12 protein-coding genes and 1 riboswitch are annotated in these 21459 nt (G+C 34.8%); of the genes, 9 read left to right on the forward strand and 3 right to left on the reverse strand.

Annotation, left to right across the window (positions count from 1 at the left end; all coding sequences use genetic code 11):
- The first annotated feature begins 32 nt into the window (after positions 1 to 32).
- The 8 genes from smc (at position 33) to FVE77_RS05415 (ending at position 18492) form a co-directional block, all read left to right on the forward strand.
- Positions 33 to 3662 (forward strand): chromosome segregation protein SMC, encoded by a 3630-nt coding sequence (gene smc, locus FVE77_RS05380; RefSeq protein ID WP_026746467.1) that lies wholly within the window; start codon positions 33 to 35, stop codon positions 3660 to 3662.
- A gap of 128 nt (positions 3663 to 3790) precedes the next feature.
- Positions 3791 to 5092 carry an alpha/beta hydrolase gene (locus FVE77_RS05385; protein WP_026746466.1) on the forward strand — a complete coding sequence of 434 codons (1302 nt, stop codon included), beginning with the start codon at positions 3791 to 3793 and terminating at the stop codon, positions 5090 to 5092.
- A 3-nt stretch (positions 5093 to 5095) separates the two neighbouring features.
- Positions 5096 to 6076, forward strand: a complete 981-nt coding sequence (locus FVE77_RS05390) for an MlaA family lipoprotein (RefSeq protein WP_026746465.1) — start codon at positions 5096 to 5098, stop codon at positions 6074 to 6076.
- A 78-nt stretch (positions 6077 to 6154) separates the two neighbouring features.
- Positions 6155 to 7399, forward strand: a complete 1245-nt coding sequence (glyA, locus tag FVE77_RS05395) for a serine hydroxymethyltransferase (protein WP_026746464.1) — start codon at positions 6155 to 6157, stop codon at positions 7397 to 7399.
- Between the two features lie 25 nt (positions 7400 to 7424).
- Positions 7425 to 8120 (forward strand): ribonuclease PH, encoded by a 696-nt coding sequence (gene rph / locus FVE77_RS05400; protein ID WP_026746463.1) that lies wholly within the window; start codon positions 7425 to 7427, stop codon positions 8118 to 8120.
- Positions 8121 to 8273: 153 nt separating this feature from the next.
- Positions 8274 to 8873, forward strand: a complete 600-nt coding sequence (locus FVE77_RS05405; protein ID WP_026746462.1) for a tetratricopeptide repeat protein — start codon at positions 8274 to 8276, stop codon at positions 8871 to 8873.
- 113 nt (positions 8874 to 8986) lie between these two features.
- On the forward strand, positions 8987 to 9505 hold the full coding sequence (locus FVE77_RS05410) for a PTS sugar transporter subunit IIA (RefSeq protein WP_026746461.1): 519 nt from the start codon (positions 8987 to 8989) through the stop codon (positions 9503 to 9505).
- Between the two features lie 497 nt (positions 9506 to 10002).
- Positions 10003 to 18492 (forward strand): autotransporter-associated N-terminal domain-containing protein, encoded by an 8490-nt coding sequence (locus FVE77_RS05415; protein WP_162141767.1) that lies wholly within the window; start codon positions 10003 to 10005, stop codon positions 18490 to 18492.
- Between the two features lie 467 nt (positions 18493 to 18959).
- On the opposite strand, the gene FVE77_RS12640 is transcribed toward FVE77_RS05415, so the two are convergent.
- Genes FVE77_RS12640 through FVE77_RS12460 form a run of 3 tightly spaced genes read right to left on the reverse strand, consistent with a single transcriptional unit; the run spans position 18960 to position 19558 of the window.
- Positions 18960 to 19136 carry a hypothetical protein gene (locus tag FVE77_RS12640; protein ID WP_006804405.1) on the reverse strand — a complete coding sequence of 59 codons (177 nt, stop codon included), beginning with the start codon at positions 19134 to 19136 and terminating at the stop codon, positions 18960 to 18962.
- Between the two features lie 29 nt (positions 19137 to 19165).
- On the reverse strand, positions 19166 to 19354 hold the full coding sequence (locus FVE77_RS05420; RefSeq protein ID WP_026746460.1) for a hypothetical protein: 189 nt from the start codon (positions 19352 to 19354) through the stop codon (positions 19166 to 19168).
- A 33-nt stretch (positions 19355 to 19387) separates the two neighbouring features.
- Positions 19388 to 19558, reverse strand: coding sequence for a hypothetical protein (locus FVE77_RS12460; RefSeq protein WP_154669754.1), 171 nt, complete (start codon positions 19556 to 19558; stop codon positions 19388 to 19390).
- 122 nt (positions 19559 to 19680) lie between these two features.
- Positions 19681 to 19856: riboswitch (Lysine riboswitch) on the forward strand.
- Between the two features lie 290 nt (positions 19857 to 20146).
- Here FVE77_RS12460 and lysA point away from each other — a divergent pair.
- On the forward strand, positions 20147 to 21457 hold the full coding sequence (gene lysA, locus FVE77_RS05425; RefSeq protein WP_026746459.1) for a diaminopimelate decarboxylase: 1311 nt from the start codon (positions 20147 to 20149) through the stop codon (positions 21455 to 21457).
- Positions 21458 to 21459 lie beyond the last annotated feature (2 nt).

Here is a 21459-nt window from a genome sequence, read left to right on the forward strand (position 1 = left end):
TAAAAAAGAGTTAAAAAATTAGGAGAGAAAAGATGTACTTAAAAGCATTGGAGCTGACAGGGTTTAAATCATTTGCGAATAGGACTGTTGTGGAGTTTGATAATGGGATTACTTCAATTGTTGGGCCTAACGGGAGTGGAAAGAGTAATATTCTGGATGCGATTTTGTGGGTTTTGGGAGAGCAGAGTTATAAGAACATACGGGCGAAAGAGAGTTCGGATATTATTTTTTCTGGCGGGAAGAATAAAAAGCCAAAGTCTATGGCGGAAGTCAGTCTTATTATTGATAACGGGGATAGATATCTGGATGTAGATTTTTCAGAGGTTAAGATTACTCGAAGAATTTTTAAGACTGGAGAAAATGAGTATCTAATAAATAACAAGAAATCCAGGCTTAAAGATATTCATAATCTTTTTATGGATACTGGGATTGGAAAGCAGGCTTACTCGATAATTGGGCAAGGGCGTGTAGAGAGAATTATTGGCTCTTCTCCAAAGGAGTTAAAGGAGATTATTGAAGAGGCGGCTGGAGTCAAAAGGGCTAAGATTGAGAAGGAAGAGTCTGAGAAAAAGCTGCAGGACTTAAAAAATGAAATTGAAAAAATTGATTATGTAGAAAAGGAATTAAAGCTGCGAGTTGACTATTTGAAGGATGAACAGGCTAAGGCCAGGCTGTTTAAGGAGTATACAAAAAAGATTGATGTTCAAAGGTTTATGGTACTGGAATATAATGTCAATGAAAAAAGTTCGCTAAAATATGAATATGAGGAAAAAAGTCAGGAAATACAGAAAGAATTAGAAAAAAGTGAAAAGAATTTTTCAGAAAAACAGGCGGAACTTCAAAGAACTAATGAAATTCGGGAAGAATTGTACAAAAATTTGGAAAGTCAAAAAAATGAAAATAGCGAAAACTTTAAAAATTTGGAAACTTTAAAAGACGAGTATTCAACGCTAGTGAATCAAAATTCCAATTTGGAAACGGAAGCCAATGAAAAAGCTAAGAGAAAAGATATTTTGGAAAAGGATATTGCTGAAAAAGAAGAGATTTTAAATAAGTCTAGAAATGAGCTTGAGCTTATAACAAAGGATTTGATTGAAAAAGAAAAGGAAAAGGCTGAGTGGGAAGCAAAAGTTGGAGAATTGAAGCAGAAAAGTGATAAAATCACGCTTGAACTGAGAGAACGGACACAAAAGAACTCTAATTTTGAAGTGGATAAAATAAAAGTCGCTGGAGAAAATGAGGATTTGGAAAAAAGAGTTCTGGCTGCGAAAACTGAAAATAAAAGGCATATCGCTGAGAAAAGTATTGCAGAAGCCGAGTTTAACAAAATAAATAAAGAAAAACAGATTTTTGAAATGCAAAAATCAGAAAATGAGAAGCAGAAACTTGAAAAAGAGCTGAAAATTCAGAAGCTCAATGAAAAAACAGAGGAATTGAGAAAGGAATATTCTGGAATTAATAAACAGAAAAATGAGATTAGCTACAAACTTCAGAATTTTGAGGTTAAACAAAAGGCGATTTCAGATGCTATTGAGAAAAATGAAACTTTTAATCGAAGCATAAAACATATTCTGAATGAAAAAATTGATGGAGTAATTGGTGCTTTTGTCAATTTGATTGATGTTCCAGCGGGATTTGAGGAAGCAGTACAGACTTTATCCGGTGGAATGTTTCAGGATATTGTCGTAAAAGACAGTGAAATTGGGAAAAAATGTATTGAAATCCTGAAGGAAAGAAAGCTGGGACGAGCTTCATTTTTACCGATTGAAAATATTCGTGTTTCTAAAATGAATGATTTCCTGCCTACAATTGATGATGTTTCGTGGCAAAGCGACTTTAAAAATAAAATGTCAGAAGAGGAAATTCAAAATATAATTTCAAGCGCAAAAGGAAAAAATGGAATTATTGATTTTGCAAGGAATATTGTGAAAATTGATAAAAAATTTGTAAATAAAAATATAGAAAAAGTTATTCAGTTTGTGTATGGAAATTCAGTTGTTGTGGAAAATCTGGAAGTTGGAACACAGCTTTTGAAAAAAGGATTTAATGACAGAATTGTTACGCTTGAAGGGGATATTATCACTTCTCGCGGGAGAATGACGGGAGGGCATTCGTTTAGGGGTAAGGATGAAATTCTCGAGAGAAAAAAGGAATTGAAACATCTGAAAAGCGAAATTGAAAAAAATAAAAAGAACTTTGACGAATTTGAGAAAAAATTATCGGAAATAGTTTTGGAAGCTGAAAAAGTTGAGGCAGAAAGGACAGAAACAGAAAAATTATTTGAGAATTTTAAAAATGAATATCAGGTGTTTAATGAAAACTACGATGATTTTAATATTAAATTTAGTCGAAAACAGCGGGAAATCAATACTTTAAACTATGAAATTTCTGAAAATGAGAAATTTATTTTGGAAAAAGAAACTAAAATAAAGGAAAATCTGGAATTAATTCAAAAAATCGAAAAAAATATTGAAGAAAATAATCTTAAAATTGAAAATTTGAATCAAAATTTGAAAAATTTTGAAAATATTGATGAATTTATTCAGAAATTGAATGTTGCCGACAGAGATTATGAAATTTTGAAGGTCAGAACAGACAATAATAAAAATCGTTTTGCAGAAATTGAATCTGATTATAAGAAGCTTTTGAATGAGAAGGCAGAACTGGCTGAATTTGAAAAGAAAAGGGAAATGTTAGGAAAAGAATTATCTGTAAAAATTTCTGATAAAAAAAATGAAATTTCTGAAAATGAGAAATTAAATGAGAATATTTTAGGCGAAATTCAAAAAATTGAAAAAAATATTCATGAAATTGAAGAAAAAGAGCGAAAATTTATTGGTGAAATCAAAGATATTGAAGTAAATATGTTAAAACATAAAAATGACTATGAAAAAATCATTGAAAAAATAACACGAAACGAAAGTGAGCTGGAGTTTCAGCTGGCTGAATTTAAGGAACTGGAAAATGAAGAAATTCTTGAAAACGAGGAATATTTTGAAATTGCTGATGAGAATGAGCTGATGGCGACAAAGAAAAAACTGGCAGTAAATGAGAGAAGCAGAACTGACATTGGAGCAGTGAATCTTGCCTCAATTGAAGAATTTGAGCATGAAAATGAGCGGTATCAGAATATTGCCGCACAGAAAAAAGATTTGCTCGAAAGCCGAGAGGCATTGCTTGGGTTTATTCAGGAAATTGAAGAGGAAGTTACAAGTAAATTTTTTATGGCTTATGAACAAATAAATAAAAATTTTCAGTATATGTGTGAAACTATTTTAAATGGAGCAAAGGGACTGATAAAGATGACAGATCCTGAAAACTTGCTTACAACTGGCTTGGAACTTAGTGTAAAATATAAAAATAAGCCGGAACAGACTTTACTTTTACTTTCAGGTGGCGAAAAATCAATGCTTGCAGTATCCTTTATAATGGCAATCTTTATGTTTAAGCCGAGTCCATTTACTTTTTTTGATGAAATTGAGGCGGCTCTGGATGAAAAAAATACAAAAAAAATTGTAGAGCTTCTGCATCAGTTTATTGACAAATCGCAGTTTATATTAATTACTCATAATAAGGAAACAATGAAGGGTTCTCATAGACTTTACGGGGTTACGATGAATAAGGAAATTGGGGAAACTAAAATTGTTTCGGTGGACGTGTAATTTAATAAACTTTTTTACTGGAAATTTTTTGATATTTTTGATAGAATATAGGTAAAATAAATAAAAAGTATAACTTTTGAAAATTGGAAAGGAGAAATGTGAAAAAGTTTTCACATAAATTGGAGATTATGTTAAAAAAATTATTAGGTTTAATAATGATGCTTGTGTTTTCGGCTATTGGGGTTGCTGAAACAGATATATCACAAATTGCAAGCGATTATCCATATAAGGATAGCGCAATAATGGCGACTGTTCTTGGAACGCCTTCAGAACAGCACTACAAGTTCAAAAATCCGAAAGGACCTAAAGTAAGGAAATTTAAGACGACAAAGACAATTCCAGAAATACTTAGACAATGGAGTGACTATGAATACGGTGTCTGGACTCAAAAGAAGGAAGCGCCGTTAATGATTATAATTTCAGGAACAGGGTCGCTTTACAACAGCGGAATGTCACTTTACATGGCAAATGTATTTTATGACAGAGGATACAACGTAATCGCCTTCAGTTCACCAACAACAATGCCCTATATAGTAAGTCAGAGTAAAAATGCATATGCAGGCTACATAAAAGATGAAACTGTGCAACTGTACGATCTGGTGGAAAAGGCTATTTCAAAGGAAAAGGCTGATGGCATGAAATTAAATGGAAGAGTGTATATCGGAGGTTACAGCCTAGGTGGATTCCAGTCACTTCAAATTCACGAGCTGGATTCCAAAAAAAATAGAAGAATAGGAATAAATAAGTCGCTTATGTTAAATTCGCCAGTTAGCATTCTGACTGCGACACAAAATTTGGACGGCTTTTTAGTAAAAAATGGAATTTACGATGCAAGAAGCTTGGAAAAATATTTGGATACAATATTTAGCAGACTTATGTATGACAAGTCAATTCAGATAAAGGACATCGAGTTTTCAAACTTGACATCCTCGTTAGGAAAGCTGGGGCTTGAGGAAAAGGATTTTGAAGTGCTGACAGGACTTCTGTTTAGATTCTATTCAGCAAACATGACTTTTGCGGGGGAAGTTTTTAGCGGAAATAATGCTGTTGGAAGGCTATCCGATAAAAAGTCATATAAAAGATTTGATTCAGTTACTCAGGAATTTAGGGAAGGATTGTCTGTTTCATTTGATGAGTATGCTAAGGAAATATTATATCCATATTTAAAAAAATATAAAAATCCTAATCTTGATTTTAATGATTTTATAAATGAATTTGATTTGAGAAGCAATCAGGATTTTATCAACAGAAATAATAAAAACATCATATTTATAACATCAACAAATGACGTTCTGTATTCAAATGATGACTTGGATTATATAAAGAACACGTTTTCAAACAAAGTTTTAATACCGTTTGGAGGGCATACTGGAGTCTTGTGGCATGCTGACGTGGCAAAATTAATGGTAGATAAATTGGAGGAAAAATAAAAAATGGCAGGGAAAAATAAATTTATATTGCTGATGGCGTTGCTTACTGCCACGGCAGTTTCTTATTCAAAGGGAAGTGAACTGAAAAATGAGGAAACAGTGATGTTTGCTGAAGAAACTGAAAGAGAAGCAAATGACGATATTTATATTGAATTTGTAGATGGAAAGGTCGCTGAAGCGTCTGGAAAAAATCTTGACAAAGTTTCACGTACAAATATAGCTGTAAAGAAAAATAAGATAGATACCAACAGATATATTGCCTTTGAGCAGGATGGATACGGAGTTCTTGCAACAAATCTGGAAGAACTGAATGAAGATTACATTGTTTCAAGCCAAGTGTTTCAGCTAACAGGAATCAATGATTCGCTGGAGCCTTTAAATAGAAGGATGTATGCCTTTAATACGCAGCTTGACAGAAAAGTGCTTTATCCAGCTTCACGTGTATATTCGGCAGTAGTGCCAAAACCAATTAGAAAGGGAATTTCAAATTTCTATCAGAATTTTAGTGAAATACCGACATTTGTAAATTCACTGTTGCAGTTAAAACCTGGAAAGGCTGCAAACGCGCTTGGAAGATTTGTGGTAAATTCCACTGCTGGTATCCTGGGAGTGGCTGATGTCGCTAAAAATATGGGAATGAAAAGAGACCCAGAAACTATGGGAGATACGTTAGGACATTACGGAATGGGGACAGGATCATACTTAGTGCTGCCCATGTTTGGACCAAGCAACCTGAGAGATGCCTTTGGAAGTGCCATAGATTCTGCTGGAGAAGGTGCGGTACGTGGTATTGCTGAAAAAAAACTGTTTTTTGATACAGGCGTATTTGACAAAAATGTTTATGGATTTACAAGACCTGTTGTGACAGGACTGAATGCACGTTCTATGCTCAGCATAAAGTACGGAGATTTGAATTCGCCGTTTGAATATGACTTGGTAAAAGCGCTTCATTACAACTATAGAAAAATACAGGTTATAAAATAAAACGATAAAAAGTTAAAAGCTATATTTTGTCTAGCAGAAGAACTGCTTGATTTTCAATAAAATTAGGAGGAAACTAGGATGAGCTATATAAAAGATGTGGATTTAGAAGTGTACAATGCAATTGTGGAAGAAGAAAGAAGACAGGAGGAAGGAATTGAGCTAATCGCTTCTGAAAATTTTGTTTCAAAGGCCGTGATGGAGGCGGCAGGTTCTGTATTTACAAATAAATATGCAGAAGGTTACCCTGGAAAGAGATATTACGGCGGATGTGCAAATGCTGATGTTGTAGAAAGCCTTGCAATTGAAAGATTGAAAAAAATATTTGGGGCAAAATATGCAAATGTGCAGCCACATTCGGGATCCCAAGCAAATATGGGAGTTTATGTTGCACTGCTTGAAGCTGGAGATAAAATTCTGGGAATGAGCCTTAGTGCTGGTGGACATTTGACACATGGCTATAAAATCAATTTTTCAGGAAAAAATTACATTGGACTCGAATACGGTCTAAATCCTGAAACAGAACTGATTGATTATGAGGCAGTCAGAGAAATTGCATTAAGAGAAAAGCCTAAAATGATAGTTGCAGGAGCAAGCGCTTATTCAAGAACAATTGACTTTAAAAAATTTAGGGAAATCGCTGATGAGATTGGGGCATATTTAATGGTAGATATGGCTCATATCGCTGGACTTGTAGCTGCAGGACTCCATCCAAATCCAATAGAATATGCAGATGTGGTAACTTCAACAACCCATAAAACTTTAAGAGGGCCTCGTGGTGGAATAATTTTAACAAATGATGAAGAAATTGCTAAAAAAATTGATAAGACAATATTTCCAGGAATACAAGGGGGACCATTAGTTCATATAATTGCGGCAAAAGCGGTTGCATTTAAAGAGGCACTTAGTCCAGAATACAAAAAATATCAGGAACAAGTGGCAAAAAATGCTAAAATTCTGTCAGAAGAATTGGTAAAAGGTGGGCTTAGAATTGTAAGCGGCGGTACCGACAACCATTTAATGCTGGTTGATTTACGTCCAATGGGAGTTACAGGAAAATTAGCCGAAGCAAAATTGGAAGAGGCTGGAATAACTTGTAATAAAAACGCTATTCCAAATGATCCTGAAAAACCATTTGTTACAAGTGGAATAAGACTGGGAACACCTGCAATCACAGCTCGTGGATTTAAGGAAGAAGAAACAAGACAGGTAGCGAAATTTATATTAACTGTTTTAGGAAATATAAATGACAGTGAAAAAATTGCTCAGGTAAAAGAGCAGGTTTTAAAGTTAACGGAAAAATTTCCACTTTATAAAAATAAATAAAATGGAAAATAAATTAGGAGAAAATGTGAGAAAAAATAATAGAAAAAATGATGAAATGAGAGAAGTAAAAGTGACAAAAAATTACATTATTCATCCAGAAGGTTCAGTTTTAATGGAATTTGGGAACACAAAAGTTATTTGTAATGCAACAGTTGAGGAAAAAATACCTAGGTGGCTGAAAGGAACAGGCTCAGGATGGGTAACAGCAGAATACAGCATGCTTCCAAGAGCAACAAATGCACGTGTCCAAAGGGAATCAACAAAAGGAAAACTTTCTGGAAGAACTATGGAAATCCAGCGTCTAATCGGAAGGGCCCTAAGAGCCGCAATAGACTTGGAGAAATTAGGGGAAAGAACAATAATGATAGACTGCGATGTAATTCAGGCAGACGGCGGTACAAGAACAGCCTCAATTACAGGAGCTTATCTTGCTTTGGAACTGGCAATTGAAAAACTGATAGACGAAGGAAAATTAAAAGATATCCCAATAAAATCAAAAGTTGCAGCAATAAGCGTCGGGAAGGTCCGGAATGAATTGCTTCTTGACTTAGAATACGAAGAAGACTCAAGAGCCGATGTGGATATGAACATTGTAATGAATGACAAAGGTGAATTTATTGAACTGCAAGGTACAGGGGAAGAAGCAACTTTTACTCATGCAGAACTATTGAAGTTTATTGAATTATCCAAAAATGCCTTTGATAAATTATTTAGTTTATAAATTAAAATTAATTTTGAAGTATTTAAATAAGAGCTTATCAGTTTAATTATGGTAATCAATATACATAAAATATAATGTTAAGCAAAATTTTGTCAAGAAGTTTTAAAGATATGAATAAAAAATATAAAATTTAGAAAGGATGGTGAAAGATATATGAAAAAAAATGGGATGGATAAATTGCTTGAGAAGTATATGAAAAGGATACAGGCTGGGGATACAAAGGCTATGAATGAAATTGGTCTGATTTTTCAAAACAGTTATGATAATGAAAATGCCAAAAAATGGTTTTTGAAAGCTATTGAGGCAGGGGATTATGAGTTTGCGAATAATCTGGGGTATCTTTATGCCAGTCAGCATGATTTTGAAAATGCTGAAAAGTATTATTTGATTGCGATTGAAAATGAAGATTACGACGCTTTAAACAATTTAGCAATTTTATATGAACAGAATGGGAAAACTGAAGAAGCTGAGAAATATTACCTTATGGCGATTGAAAAGAACTGTGAAGGCGCAAAGGAAAATCTTTTGACATTTTATAATTCGACTAGACAGACAGCAAAGGAAAAAGACATTTATTTGCAAATGGCGTGGAAAGACGATATTAATGCAATGAACCATCTAGGAATGATTTTCGGAAATGAAGGAAATTTTAAGGAATCGGAGAAATGGTTTTTAAAGGCTGCGGCGCTTGGAGATAAACATGCGAAAAGTAATTTGGAAATATTGAAAAACAGCTTGAAAAAATCAAATTGACAATAATAAAAAAATTTTATGGATTAAGAAGAAAAATTTGACTAATTTGATTATATATGGTAACATAAAATTAAGATAATTAAATATAAAATAAATAAATTGGAGGAATTAGAATGGGATTATTTGATTTATTCAAAAAAGGGAACAAAGGTGAAGAAGTGAAACAGGAATTTGAGGGAAAAGTAATAGCTCCTATTTCAGGAAACTTATTACCTTTATCAGAAGTGCCTGATGAAGTTTTTGCTCAAAAAATGGTAGGAGATGGAATTGCTATCGAACCAACTGCATCAGGTGTAATGTTAGCGCCAGCTTCTGGAAGAGTAGAAAAAATCTTTGATACTAATCATGCTTTCAGTATAGTAACGCCTTCTGGAATCGAAATTTTTGTTCACTTTGGAATGGATACAGTTCAACTGGAAGGAAAAGGATTTGAAAGAATCGCTGAAGAGGGAGCAGTAGTAAAAGTAGGAGACCCATTAATCAAATACGACTACGATTTCTTAAAGGCAAACGCAAAATCAATTATTACGCCAGTAATTATTTCAAATTACGAAAGTTACAGCGCATTAAATCCGCTTGAATCAGGATCGGCAGTAGCTGGAGAAACAGCAGTTCTAAATGTTGAAAAATAGTTTTAATCGAAAATGCCTTTAATAAAAGAATCTCTATCTAAGCATAGCGGTATATATGCTTTTTTAGAGATTTTTTATTTCTATGTTTAAATAGTAAATATTATTATATTAATTTTATAAGGAAAAATAAATGCTTTGATATGAAAAAAATATAAATTTTTAAAAAAGGTATTGACATTTTTTTTAAATTTGATAAAATATATAGGTGATGAATTTTTTAATAAATTAAATCATTTCCTTTGTTAATGAGGTTATTTCATAGTAACTAACGAGTGGAATAACCTTTTTATTTGTATTTATTAATTAAATGAAATAGAAATATAAATAATATTATTTAAAAATTATAATAATTATAAAAAATATGGATGTATAATTTTTAGATAATTTTATTTGCTGTTAGAAACAGTATTCAGGAATAGATGATTTCGATTGTAAAAGATTTCATCACGGCTAAGAAAATTAGAAAAATTAGAAAAATTAATAAAAAAGGAGAAGAAATGACAAACAATTTGAGAAGATTTTCGCAGGATTTACGTGCGTTTGCAAAAAGAACAAAAGATTTCAAATATACGGAATCAGCATTAATCACATTTTTAATAACAGGAATGATATTTTCTGCAGGAAAACTGGATGCAGCTCCGAAAGAGCCTACTATAGAAAATCAAAGAAGATCTATTTCTACATCCATAACAGATATGCGCCAGAACTTTAAAAGAGTGAAAGCTGAAACTAAAAAATTAATAAAAGACAGCAACATGGAATTGATACAATTGATGGAACAGGGAGATCATGTAACAAAAAGTCCTTGGAGCAGCTGGCAATTTGGACAAAACTTTTTCTATGATGACTGGCATGGCGCTTATAAGGGAAGAGGAGATAAGAAAATAAAATATCCTTATGAAGGAATTTTTGAAAGAGGGGACAGATACGAAAGGGCAATAAATCCTTTAAGTGACAAGTACGAGGAGATGCCTCTGGCTTCAAGAAAAAATGCCGCTTCAAGTTCGCAAAGAACAGGGCTTGTTTCAGATTCGTACGGACTTGTGGGAGTAAAACCTCTTTTAGAACCGACAGTAGGATTTAATGTAAGCGTTGCAATTAGACCAAAACAGGTTGTAAAAGGAGCAATAACGATTGCAGATAAAACGCCTGCAACACCTGCACAGCCAGAAACAATAATTTTTAACGCTCCTAATATAAGCGTAACAGCGCCAGCGGCGCCACAAGTGGAACCTGCACAAGTTACAATAAGCTCGTTGACGGTAACACCTCCGATGCTGCCTAGTATTACGTTGCCAACGCCACTTTCGTTTACACCGGCTTCACCAACAGTAAATGTAAGTATTCCAACTCCAAATTCTTTGCCAACGCTAAATTTTACAGCGACAGGTAATGGAGATGAATCATATATGCTAGGTGGAGGTCCTGGGACATGGACTTATACAAAAGGGGCTTCATATTATGCTCCAAGTGACAGGGCGGCAGTTGCGCTTATGGGTCAGGTAAGTATGAGTTCGGGAACAGTTAGCTACACGGATTCAGGTATTACTATAAATGGAAATTTGACTGGATCAGGTTCAATGGGTGGAAGCTGGAGTTTTAGTGGAACTCATAGCGTAACAGGATTTACTGGACATGCGCTTATAAAAAATACTGGAGATTATACTTCAAATATAGACAATACAACTATAACCTTCAACAGATCGGGAGGTGCTAATTATGATGCATGGCTATTTCACACGGATGCCCATAATAGCAGCGTAGTATCTGCATTTGTCCTAGGAAGTGGAACAACAATTAATACAACGGGTAATAAATCTGTTGTATATACTTCTCAATTTCATAATGGAAATTTAAATGCTGAATTTACAAATAATGGAACTATTGATATGGGAGGTACTGAGAATATTGTATGGGTAGCATTGAATGAAAATGCAAGAAGCAGACATAAAGACAATATTTTCAGAAATGGCGGAACAATAAAGCTGAACAGTTCTAAAAATACGTTTGCATATATAGATATGCCGACTACTATAGGAGCTATTGGTGGAGGCTGGGCTGGAAAAGGAGTTCCAGCAGGCGGTTCTGCAGGTGGAACTAACGCAGGTAATAGTAACGGTTGGGAAATAATAAGTACAGGAACGTTAGATATAGGCGGGACTCAGAATACAGGAATATTTATAAATGACAGCTGGAAATACTGGAAGGCTAAGATTGAGCTTGCTGCTGGAGATAAAACTAAAATTTCAGGAACTAAAAATATAGGAACATATTTTAAAGGCTGGGCAGATGTCTCTACTTCAAAACTTAATATGCAAATGCCTGGAGATGAAAATGTAGGAATATACCTTGAATACGCAGGTACAGCAACAGATGATGAGTTTAAGTTCACAAGCGCTTCAACATTAGATTCAGAAGGCAAGAAAAATGTTTTGATATACAATAAGGCCAGTAAAGCTAATTTTGGAACAAATGTTAATTTAAAAGTTAATGGAAAAGAAAATGTTGGGATTGTTAATGAATCTGCACAAGATTTAGTAACTGCCGCAAAAATTGAAACAACAAAAAATTCTGGGGAAGAATCAATTGGAATATACTCAAAAGGGACAGGTGCAACTACTAATACTGGAAATATAACTATGAAGGCTAAAAAAGTAAAAGGTATTGTAGCTGATAACTCAGGAACTATTAACAATAATGGTGGAACTATTGCTGTGGAAGGAGATGAAGTTGCAGGTGCAATTGCGATGGGGAATGGAACTGTAAATATTTCGACAGCTTCACCAAGCAATGCAACAACGATTACAGTAAAAGGAAAATCAGGACTCGGACTTTATGCAGAAAGTGGCGGTACAATTAATGCAGGCGATGCAACAATTACAAGTTCTGGAGGTGCCGTAAATGTTTATTCTAATGGTGGGGATATTCATTTAAGCAAAAACAATAAAAAGACTACAGTAAATGTAGGAGCTGATTCACTTGGATTTATGAGAACGGGAGGTAACCAGATAATATTTGACAGTGCTACAGAACTTAATGTTGCCACAGGCGGATCAGGATTTTATATAACAACATCTCCAGTTCCAACTTCAGTTTCATATCCTGTAAACATTGCGTCAGAACTTACTGCTGGATATTCGGGACTGAATAAATTGACTGCAAATATGAGTGCAGACTCGAACTTGGTAGTTGCTTCGTATGCACAAGCTAATTTATCTGATTTGGATCTTTCGGGATATGGTATGACTATAAATGGTACTGGGCATAAAGAATTTTTACTGTACAGAAGTAAATTGACTCTTGATTCTCCAAAGACTTATAATGATTATAAAAAAATAGCATTATCCAGTTCATCAATTATTAATGATACAGCTATACAGACAGATGATGACGGTGTAAAGCTTATGGCACAAGAAAATGATGGCGGTACTGATAAATGGGTAAAACTGGAAAATAAGAAAACTATTGAACTAGGTGGAAAAAATTCAGTTGCGATGTATGCGAGCGATGGTACTATAAAAAATCATTCAGGTGCAACTATCACAATGAAAAAAGAAGGATCTGCCGCAATCTTTGGTAAGAATACAGGAAAAGGTGATACAGAGATTATAAATGATGGAGACATCCAGATTGGTGAAAAATCTGTAGGACTTTTTGCTGAAGATTATACTGAAAAAAATCTTGAAAATGCAGGTAAAATTGCTATTGTTGGAAACAGCGGAATCGGAATGTACTACAAGGCAGGGGCTTTGACGCAAGATGTAACAATGGAAAATAAAACTGGAGCTGAGATTAGTGGAACTGAATTGGGTGGAACAACTCCAGCAACATCTGTAAAAAGAGTTGGAATGTACTCAGAAGCTAACAGCAGCAGCAAAAAACTGACTGCTAAAAACTCGGGAGACATAAAGATTCTCGGAGATGGTGCAAGTTCTATAGGCGATGCTAACATCGGAATGTACACGAATGCAACTGCAGCAGGAACAAATCCATTGGAAAATGCAGGAACGATTGAACTTGGAAAATATGGAATCGGAATGTATGGATGGGATTTGGATACTAGCGGAGATATAACAGTCGGAGATGGCGGAGTTGCCATTTATTCACAAGGTGGAGATGTCAATATGACTGCGTCTGGAACTAAAAAGATAAAAGTTGGGAAAGACGCAAGAGGAATTCTTGTTGTAGGAGACGGTCAGACTGTTACAGCCACTAACTATGAATATGAAATTGGAGATGGGTCTTACGGATTTGTTAATAGAAATTCGGGATCAACAGGAAATACATTTACAATAAGTGGCGGAAAGGCTACATTAGGAAACAAAGGTAAATTTATTTACTCAAGTGATACAAAAGGAAATATTACAAACTCAACAGACATGGAAATGCTAAGTACTGCAACTGATGGAGAAAACTACGGTATTTATGCTACAGGAACTGTAATTAACAGTGGGAAAATCGAATTTACTAAAGGTAAAGGGAATGTAGGTATTTATGCTACAGAAGATGGAAACATTACAAACAGTGGAAATATTGAACTTGGAGAATCTGATGCCGCAAACAAGAAGTACAGTATAGGAATTATAGCAAAACCTGGAAAAGTTACAAACAGCGGAACTGTCAAGATTGGAGATTCAGCTAATTCAATTGACGGAAAAGATGGAATTGGACTGTTTGCAGACAGTGAAAATGGAAAAAATGGAGAAATCATAAATACAGGAGCGGTAACTACCGAAGGAGATTCAACTATCGGTGCTTATGCAAATGCAAGTTCAAAAATTAGCCTTGGTGCAGGCGGAGATATTACCGTAAAGGGAGATAAGACTACTGGATACTATATTGATCAAGGTACAGGAAGCAGCATTGATTCAGGTGTAAGCATAGATGTGACAGGAGACAATGCTAATGGTGTATTTGTAAACAAAGGTGGACTGACATACGAAGGGGACACGACTGTAACAGGTGATGGAGCTTACGGATTTGTAGCAGGTAAAAATTCTTCTGTAACTGCTAACGGCGGAAGCGTTACCGTGTCAGGCGCTTCAGGATCTTCAAAAGCTACAACTGGAACTGGTGGAAGAGGAACTGCAGGAGTTGTCGCGTTGGCAGGGGCAAATCTGACTGGCGGAAAAATGAATGTAGATGCAGATGTTACAGATGAAGGCTCTGTAGGAATATATTCGGCTGGAAAAATTGAAATTGACAAGGCTGATATAAAAGCATACAATGGAGCAGTAAACTTCTTTGCTGATAATGGAGGAACTATCTCTGTTGGAAATAATGGTGGCTCAAGCACAGTCGTAACAGGAACTGGTACTGACAAGGGCTCACTTCTGTTCTACACTCCTGGAGGAAAAGTGCTTATAAACGGTCCTATGACTGCTACTATTGAAGGTGGAACTAAAGCTACTACACGTGGTACTGCATTCTACTATACTGGTGGAGGGACATTAGGAAATATCGCTTCTTATACGGCATTGACACCTGGGAACGTTGCAGCTTGGGCAAGAACTAACTATGGAAACGGTACAACAAGTACGCTTGGTAACTTGACATTAAATATGCAGGCTGATTCAAGACTGTTCCTGACTCAAAAAGTTAATATGAATTTGTCAAATACGTCAGTTTCAAACTTGTTTAGCGGTCTTGCCTCAACAGAAAAGCCGACAGTAGGAGGAAGTAACGATTATAGAAGATTTATGCTTTATCAAAGTCATCTGAACGTGGATCAGGCAGTAAATCTGGATAATCCAAGCGATGACTACAACCTGCTTGAAATCTCAAACTCAAGCATAACTAACAATAGCACGATAACAGGAACTCAAGATGGGCAAATTGGTATTGCGCAGGAAAACTCAGACCTTGCTACGCCAAAATCTACAGTAACACTTATAAATAAAGGGACTATAGACTTGTCTGGTAAAAACTCGGCTGCAATTTATGGGAAAAACGCTATTGTCGTAAATGATACTGCAGGTATCATAAAGATAGCAAAAAGCTCGACAGGGCTATATGGATTGAGAAATACAGAGATTTATAACAAAGGAAATATTTCGGTAGGAAATAAATCGACAGGAATGTTCTATTCAGACGTATTTACAGATCCAGTAACAAGTGCTTTAACAATATACGATACAGAAACAGGGCTTCAAAATACAGGTACAATAACTCTTGATGACGAAGAAGGAGTTGGAATGACATACGAACCTGGAAATATAACTGTTGCGCCAGTATTTGAAAATGCAGGGACAATTACAAGTACAAAAGATAAGAATGTCGGAATGTATGCAAAAGTCGCAAAAAATAATATTTCATACGACACAGTAAACAGCAAAGTAATCACATTTGGAGATTCTGCTTCGCTTGCTGACCCTAATGTGGCAATGTATACAAATGCAGCTGGAACTGGTACAAATCCGCTTATAAATAACGGAGATATAACAATCGGAAAAAATGCCGTTGGAATATATGGATTTGAAGAAGTGAACAATAAAAACATAACTGTAGGCGATGGATCTGTCGCAATGTACTCTAAAGGAGGAAATGTTGACTTAAATTCAGGGACTATTAAGGTTGGAAAAAATGAAGCTGTCGGAGTGTATACAGTTGGAAGCGGACAGCAGATTACAAATACAGGAACAGCGTTTGACATAGGGGATACTTCGTTCGGATTTGTAAATGTTGGAACAGGGAATACGATTGAAAGCAATATTTCAGATGTAACACTGAAGAATGATTCGGTTTACGCATATTCAAATGATACTTCTGGAATAATCAGAAATAATACAAACTTGACATCAGTAGGTACGAATGGAAATAACTATGGTATTTACGCTGCAGGGACAATTGAAAATAACGGAAATATTGACTTTAATACAGGAATAGGAAATGTCGGTGTTTATTCTGTAAAAAATGGAAATGCGAGAAATACTGGTACAATATCTGTTGGGGGATCTGATCCTATTAACAAGATATTCAGTGTCGGAATGGCCGCTGGATATATAGGGGATTCCAGCACGCCTGCAACTACTGGAAATATTGAGAACAACGGAACAATCAACGTAAACGGAAAATACAGCATAGGAATGTACGGTGTTGGAGCAGGAACTACAGTTACAAACAACAGTGACATTGTATTAAATGCAAACAACACAATAGGTATTTACGTTGAGGAAGGTGCAAAGGCTATAAATAACGGTTCGATAAGAACAGGTGCAAGCGGGCTGTCAAGCGTGACAGGAGTTGTGCTTAGCAAAAATTCAACTTTGGATAATAGAGGTACGATAGATATTGACTCAAGATCTGGAGTAGGAGTGTATCTTAAAGGTGGAACAATTATCAACCGTGGACGTATAAATGTAACTGGAAAAGGAGCTGTGGAAGAGTACGACATGGCTAAGAATGCCACTTCAAAACCTATGGGAGATGTAATAATTGATGCTCCTGCAGGATCGCCAACTGCTAAAATAATAGTAGCTGGAAAAGGTGAAGTTCAGCCTACATTAGTTACAACTACAGCAGAAAATCCAATAACAGTGTCGGCTTCAAGCATAGGGCTTTATGTAGATACTTCCAGCAAAAATTATACTCAGGCGATTGATAATCTAGGAGCATTGACAGGCGAGGCTGATCTGATAATAGGAGTAGAGGCGGCAGAAAATACGGCAAGCAAATATATTCAGATAAATGACAGAAATATCCTGGATCCATATAACAGGGCAATCGTGTACGGTGGAGTTGCAAAATGGACAGTCTATTCTGGAGCGTTGACTTGGATGGCTACACCGACTCTTGATCCTGACACAGGAGAAATTACAAATCTGTACATGGCGAAAGCGGCATATACTAACTGGGCCTCTAACAGCAAAGTAACTCCAACAAAAGTTACAGATACATACAATTTTGCTGACGGGCTGGAACAAAGATATGGAGTTAAGCCGCTTGGAACTAGGGAAAATCAAATATTCCAAAAATTAAATTCAATTGGAAATAATGAAGAAATCCTTCTGTACCAAGCTTTTGACGAAATGATGGGACATCAGTACGGTAATCTGCAGCAAAGAATCAGCAAAACTGGAAGCCTTCTGGATAAAGAGTTCAACCACTTGAGAAAAGACTGGAGAAAACCATCTAAGGACAACAACAAAATTAAGGTATTCGGTATGAGGGACGAATATAATTCTGATACTGCCGGAGTAATTGACAACACTAGCAACGCTTACGGATTTGCTTATGTTCATGAAAATGATACAGTAAAATTAGGAAACAGTTCAGGATGGTATGCCGGAGCGGTAACTAACAGATTCAGATTCAAGGATATTGGACATTCTAAAGAAAATCAGTCAATGATTAAGGCAGGAGTATTCAAGACAATGTCGCCTAAAAATGACCATAACGGTTCATTAAGATGGACTATCTCGGGAGATGTGTATGCTGGAATTAATGATATGAAACGTAGATATCTTGTAGTAGATGAAGTATTTGAAGCAAAATCTGACTACCGTACTTATGGAGCGGCAGTTAAGAATGAGCTTGGATATAACATAAGAATGAGCGAGAGAACACATTTACGTCCTTATGGAGCATTAAAGATGGAATACGGAAGATTTAACAACATAAAAGAAGACAGAGGGGAAATGCGTCTGGAAGTAAAAGGAAACGACTACTTCTCAGTAAAACCTGAAGTTGGAATGGAATTCAGATATGTACAGCCATTGGCAGTAAGAACAAATTTATCGGTAGGACTGACAGCGGCTTATGAAAACGAACTAGGAAAAGTTGGAGAAAATAACAACAAGGCAAGAGTAAGATATACAAATGCCGACTGGTTTGGAATAAGAGGCGAAAAGGATGACAGAAAAGGAAGCGGTAAGTTTGACTTGAATATCGGAATTGATAATACGAGATTTGGAGTGACTGTAAATGCCGGATATGACACTAAAGGTAAAAATGTAAGAGGTGGAATAGGATTCAGGGCTATTTACTAAAACGAAGAATCAGAAAAAAGTGGAAAATTTTATCAAATAAAGATTTAACAGGTCTTTGATTAAGAACTTAAAAATAGAAAAATAACGGAAAGGGCAGCGAAACTTAGATTTTGCTGTTCTTTTTTGTCTTTTTGATAAAATAGAGGTATTAGTTACAGGAGGATGAGTTTATTTTTATAATATTTCCTGTTTAAACAGCAGAAATAAAAAAGTGATACTGGTAGATTTTATTAAAAAATTTACAATATCACCTTTCCTTACAATAGTTTTAAAGCTCTTTTTTATCTTTTATTTTTATTTAAAGCCTTGCATGGCACCTTTTGGGGGTATTCTCTCCAATCATAATATAAGCCGTCTTCCTCATTATAAGAACAATTTCTATAATTTCCCATTTTCAAAGCATAACAGCTAGTTAATAATGCTGTTAAAATAGTCAATAATATAATGTTTTTCATTTTTCTTGCTCCTTACCTCGGTTTTATATTACACTTTTTAACCCCGACATATTTCCCATCAACATATACTGATTTATAAAAAGCATCTTTTTCCTTGTCATAGGAACACTCTCGGTATAAACCCATATTCCAAGCATAGCATCCAGTTGTTAATATTGATAAAATAATCAATAATAAAATTTTTTTCATTTTAATTCTCTTTCTTTCCTTTGCAGAAATTATTTTTTTCTCTTTCTTTCAATTTTCTTATTTAAACTCGTACAAGGCACTTTTTCTGGATATTTGACCCAATAATCATAATATAAGCCATCTTCGTCGTTATAAGAACATCCTCTATAGTTGCTTTGCTCTAAAATGTCACATCCAGTTGTTAATACTAAGATAAGCAATAATAAAATTTTTTTCATTTTAATTCCCTTTCTTTCTTTCCTTTACAGAAATTATTTTTTTCTATTTCTTTCAATTTTTTTATTTAAAGAAGTGCAAGGTGTACCATCTACTGAATTATAATACAGTCCGTCTCCTTCATAGTAAGAACAATTTCTTGAATACCACACCGTACAGCTTGTTGTTAATGCTGATAAAAATAATAAAAGCATTAGTCTTTTCATTTTTCTTCTACCTCCTATCTGTAATAACAATACCTTATAAAATTTGAATTGTCAATATATTTGTCTACAAAATTTTGAAAAATACTTTACAAATGTGAAAAAATTAGTTATAATAATAAATATTATGTGATAGAGGTGCAATTATTAAAAGTAAATTTACGGAGAAAAGTCGATTCTGTGAAATAAGTTGAAAGGAATAATTGCCGAAGCGTAGGGATTGACTATCTTTATTGCTGGGGCTATGGAGAATATCCATAGGACTGTCATTATCAAAGGATAATGGGGAGCTGTCAGATATAATTCATATAAATTTTTTAAGTTTTTTAGTTTAAAATAAAAATAATAAAAATTTTTAAATATATGTTTTATATGCTGATGCTTGTTGTCAGCATTTTTTATTACCCAAAAAAACAAAAATACTGAAAGGAGAAGAAATTTCTTATTTTAAAGCTAATTTGCATTATAAATATAGATTTTTTAAAAATTATTCTAAATTTTTCGTAAAAAAATTAAGAAATATAAGTGAAAGAACAATAATTTCTAATATTTAAATTCAAATTAATTAAAATAAAAAATTTCAATGGAAATATGAAATTATTTGGAACGTCGAAAGTTAATGAAAAAGGGAATTTATCGATAGGGGGAGTGGATGCATCTGAACTTGCAAAAAAGTTTAAAACGCCGCTTTACGTAATGGATCAGGAGCTTATTGAAACGACTATTGACAAGATGAAAGAAGCTTTTCAATCAAACAGGTTTGATACGCAGATTGCTTATGCGGGGAAAGCGTTTTTGTCAATGGGGATGTTAAAGCTGGTTGATGCTAAGGAACTTGATTTGGATGTAGTTTCTGGCGGGGAGCTTTATACTGCTTACAAGGCAGGATTTCCAATGGACAGAGTGCATTTGCACGGAAATAACAAGACTGTGGAAGAGCTGGAAATGGCAATTGAATTTGGAATAAAGGAGATTGTTATTGATAATGAGGATGAAATTGATAAAATTGAGAAAATTTGCCGTGAGAAAGGGAAGAAGCAGGCTGTGCTTGTGAGAATTGATCCAGGAATTGAGGCACATACGCATCATTATATAAAGACTTCTGGGCTTACTTCAAAATTTGGAATTTCATTGTTTCAGGATAATTTATTTGATATAATTAAAAGATTGAATGATAGCGAATGGATAGAATTTAAAGGATTTCATACGCATATCGGTTCGCAAATTTTCCAATCGGCGTTCTTTATATTTGCTCTAGATGAGATTTTTAAATATTTGGATAAATTGAAAAAGGAATTGGGAATAGTAGTTCACACAGTAAATATGGGTGGAGGATTCGGAGTTTACTATAAGGAAGGAGATGATCCGAAACCGATAGAGGAAGTTCTGAGCGAAATAATAACATACACGGAAGCAATGGAAATTAAATATCAGATTGGATTTAAGGAACTTTGCATTGAGCCAGGAAGAAGCATTGTTGGAAATGCGGGAACTACTTTGTACGAAGTTGGAGGAATTAAGGAAACAGTCGGCGGAAAAACGTATGTATTCATAGATGGAGGAATGTCGGATAATATAAGAACAGCATTATATCAAGCGGAATATGAGGCTGGAGTTGTAAACAAGCTAAATGATACAGATGTAAGAGAAATAACTTTGGCAGGAAAACTGTGTGAATCAGGGGATATTATCATTGAAAAAGGAAAATTGCCAAAAGCAACAGAAATTGGAGATATTGTGGCAGTAACGACAACAGGGGCATATTGTTACACAATGTCAAGCAATTATAACAGAATGATGCGTCCAGCGGTTGTATTTGTAAAGGATGGAAAAGCGAAAGTTGCGGTAAAAAGGGAAACACTGGATGATCTGATTAGAAATGATGAAATTTTTGATTTATAAAA

Origin of the sequence: Leptotrichia hofstadii (genome assembly GCF_007990525.1) — a bacterium.
GTDB classification, from domain to species: Bacteria; Fusobacteriota; Fusobacteriia; order Fusobacteriales; family Leptotrichiaceae; genus Leptotrichia; species Leptotrichia hofstadii.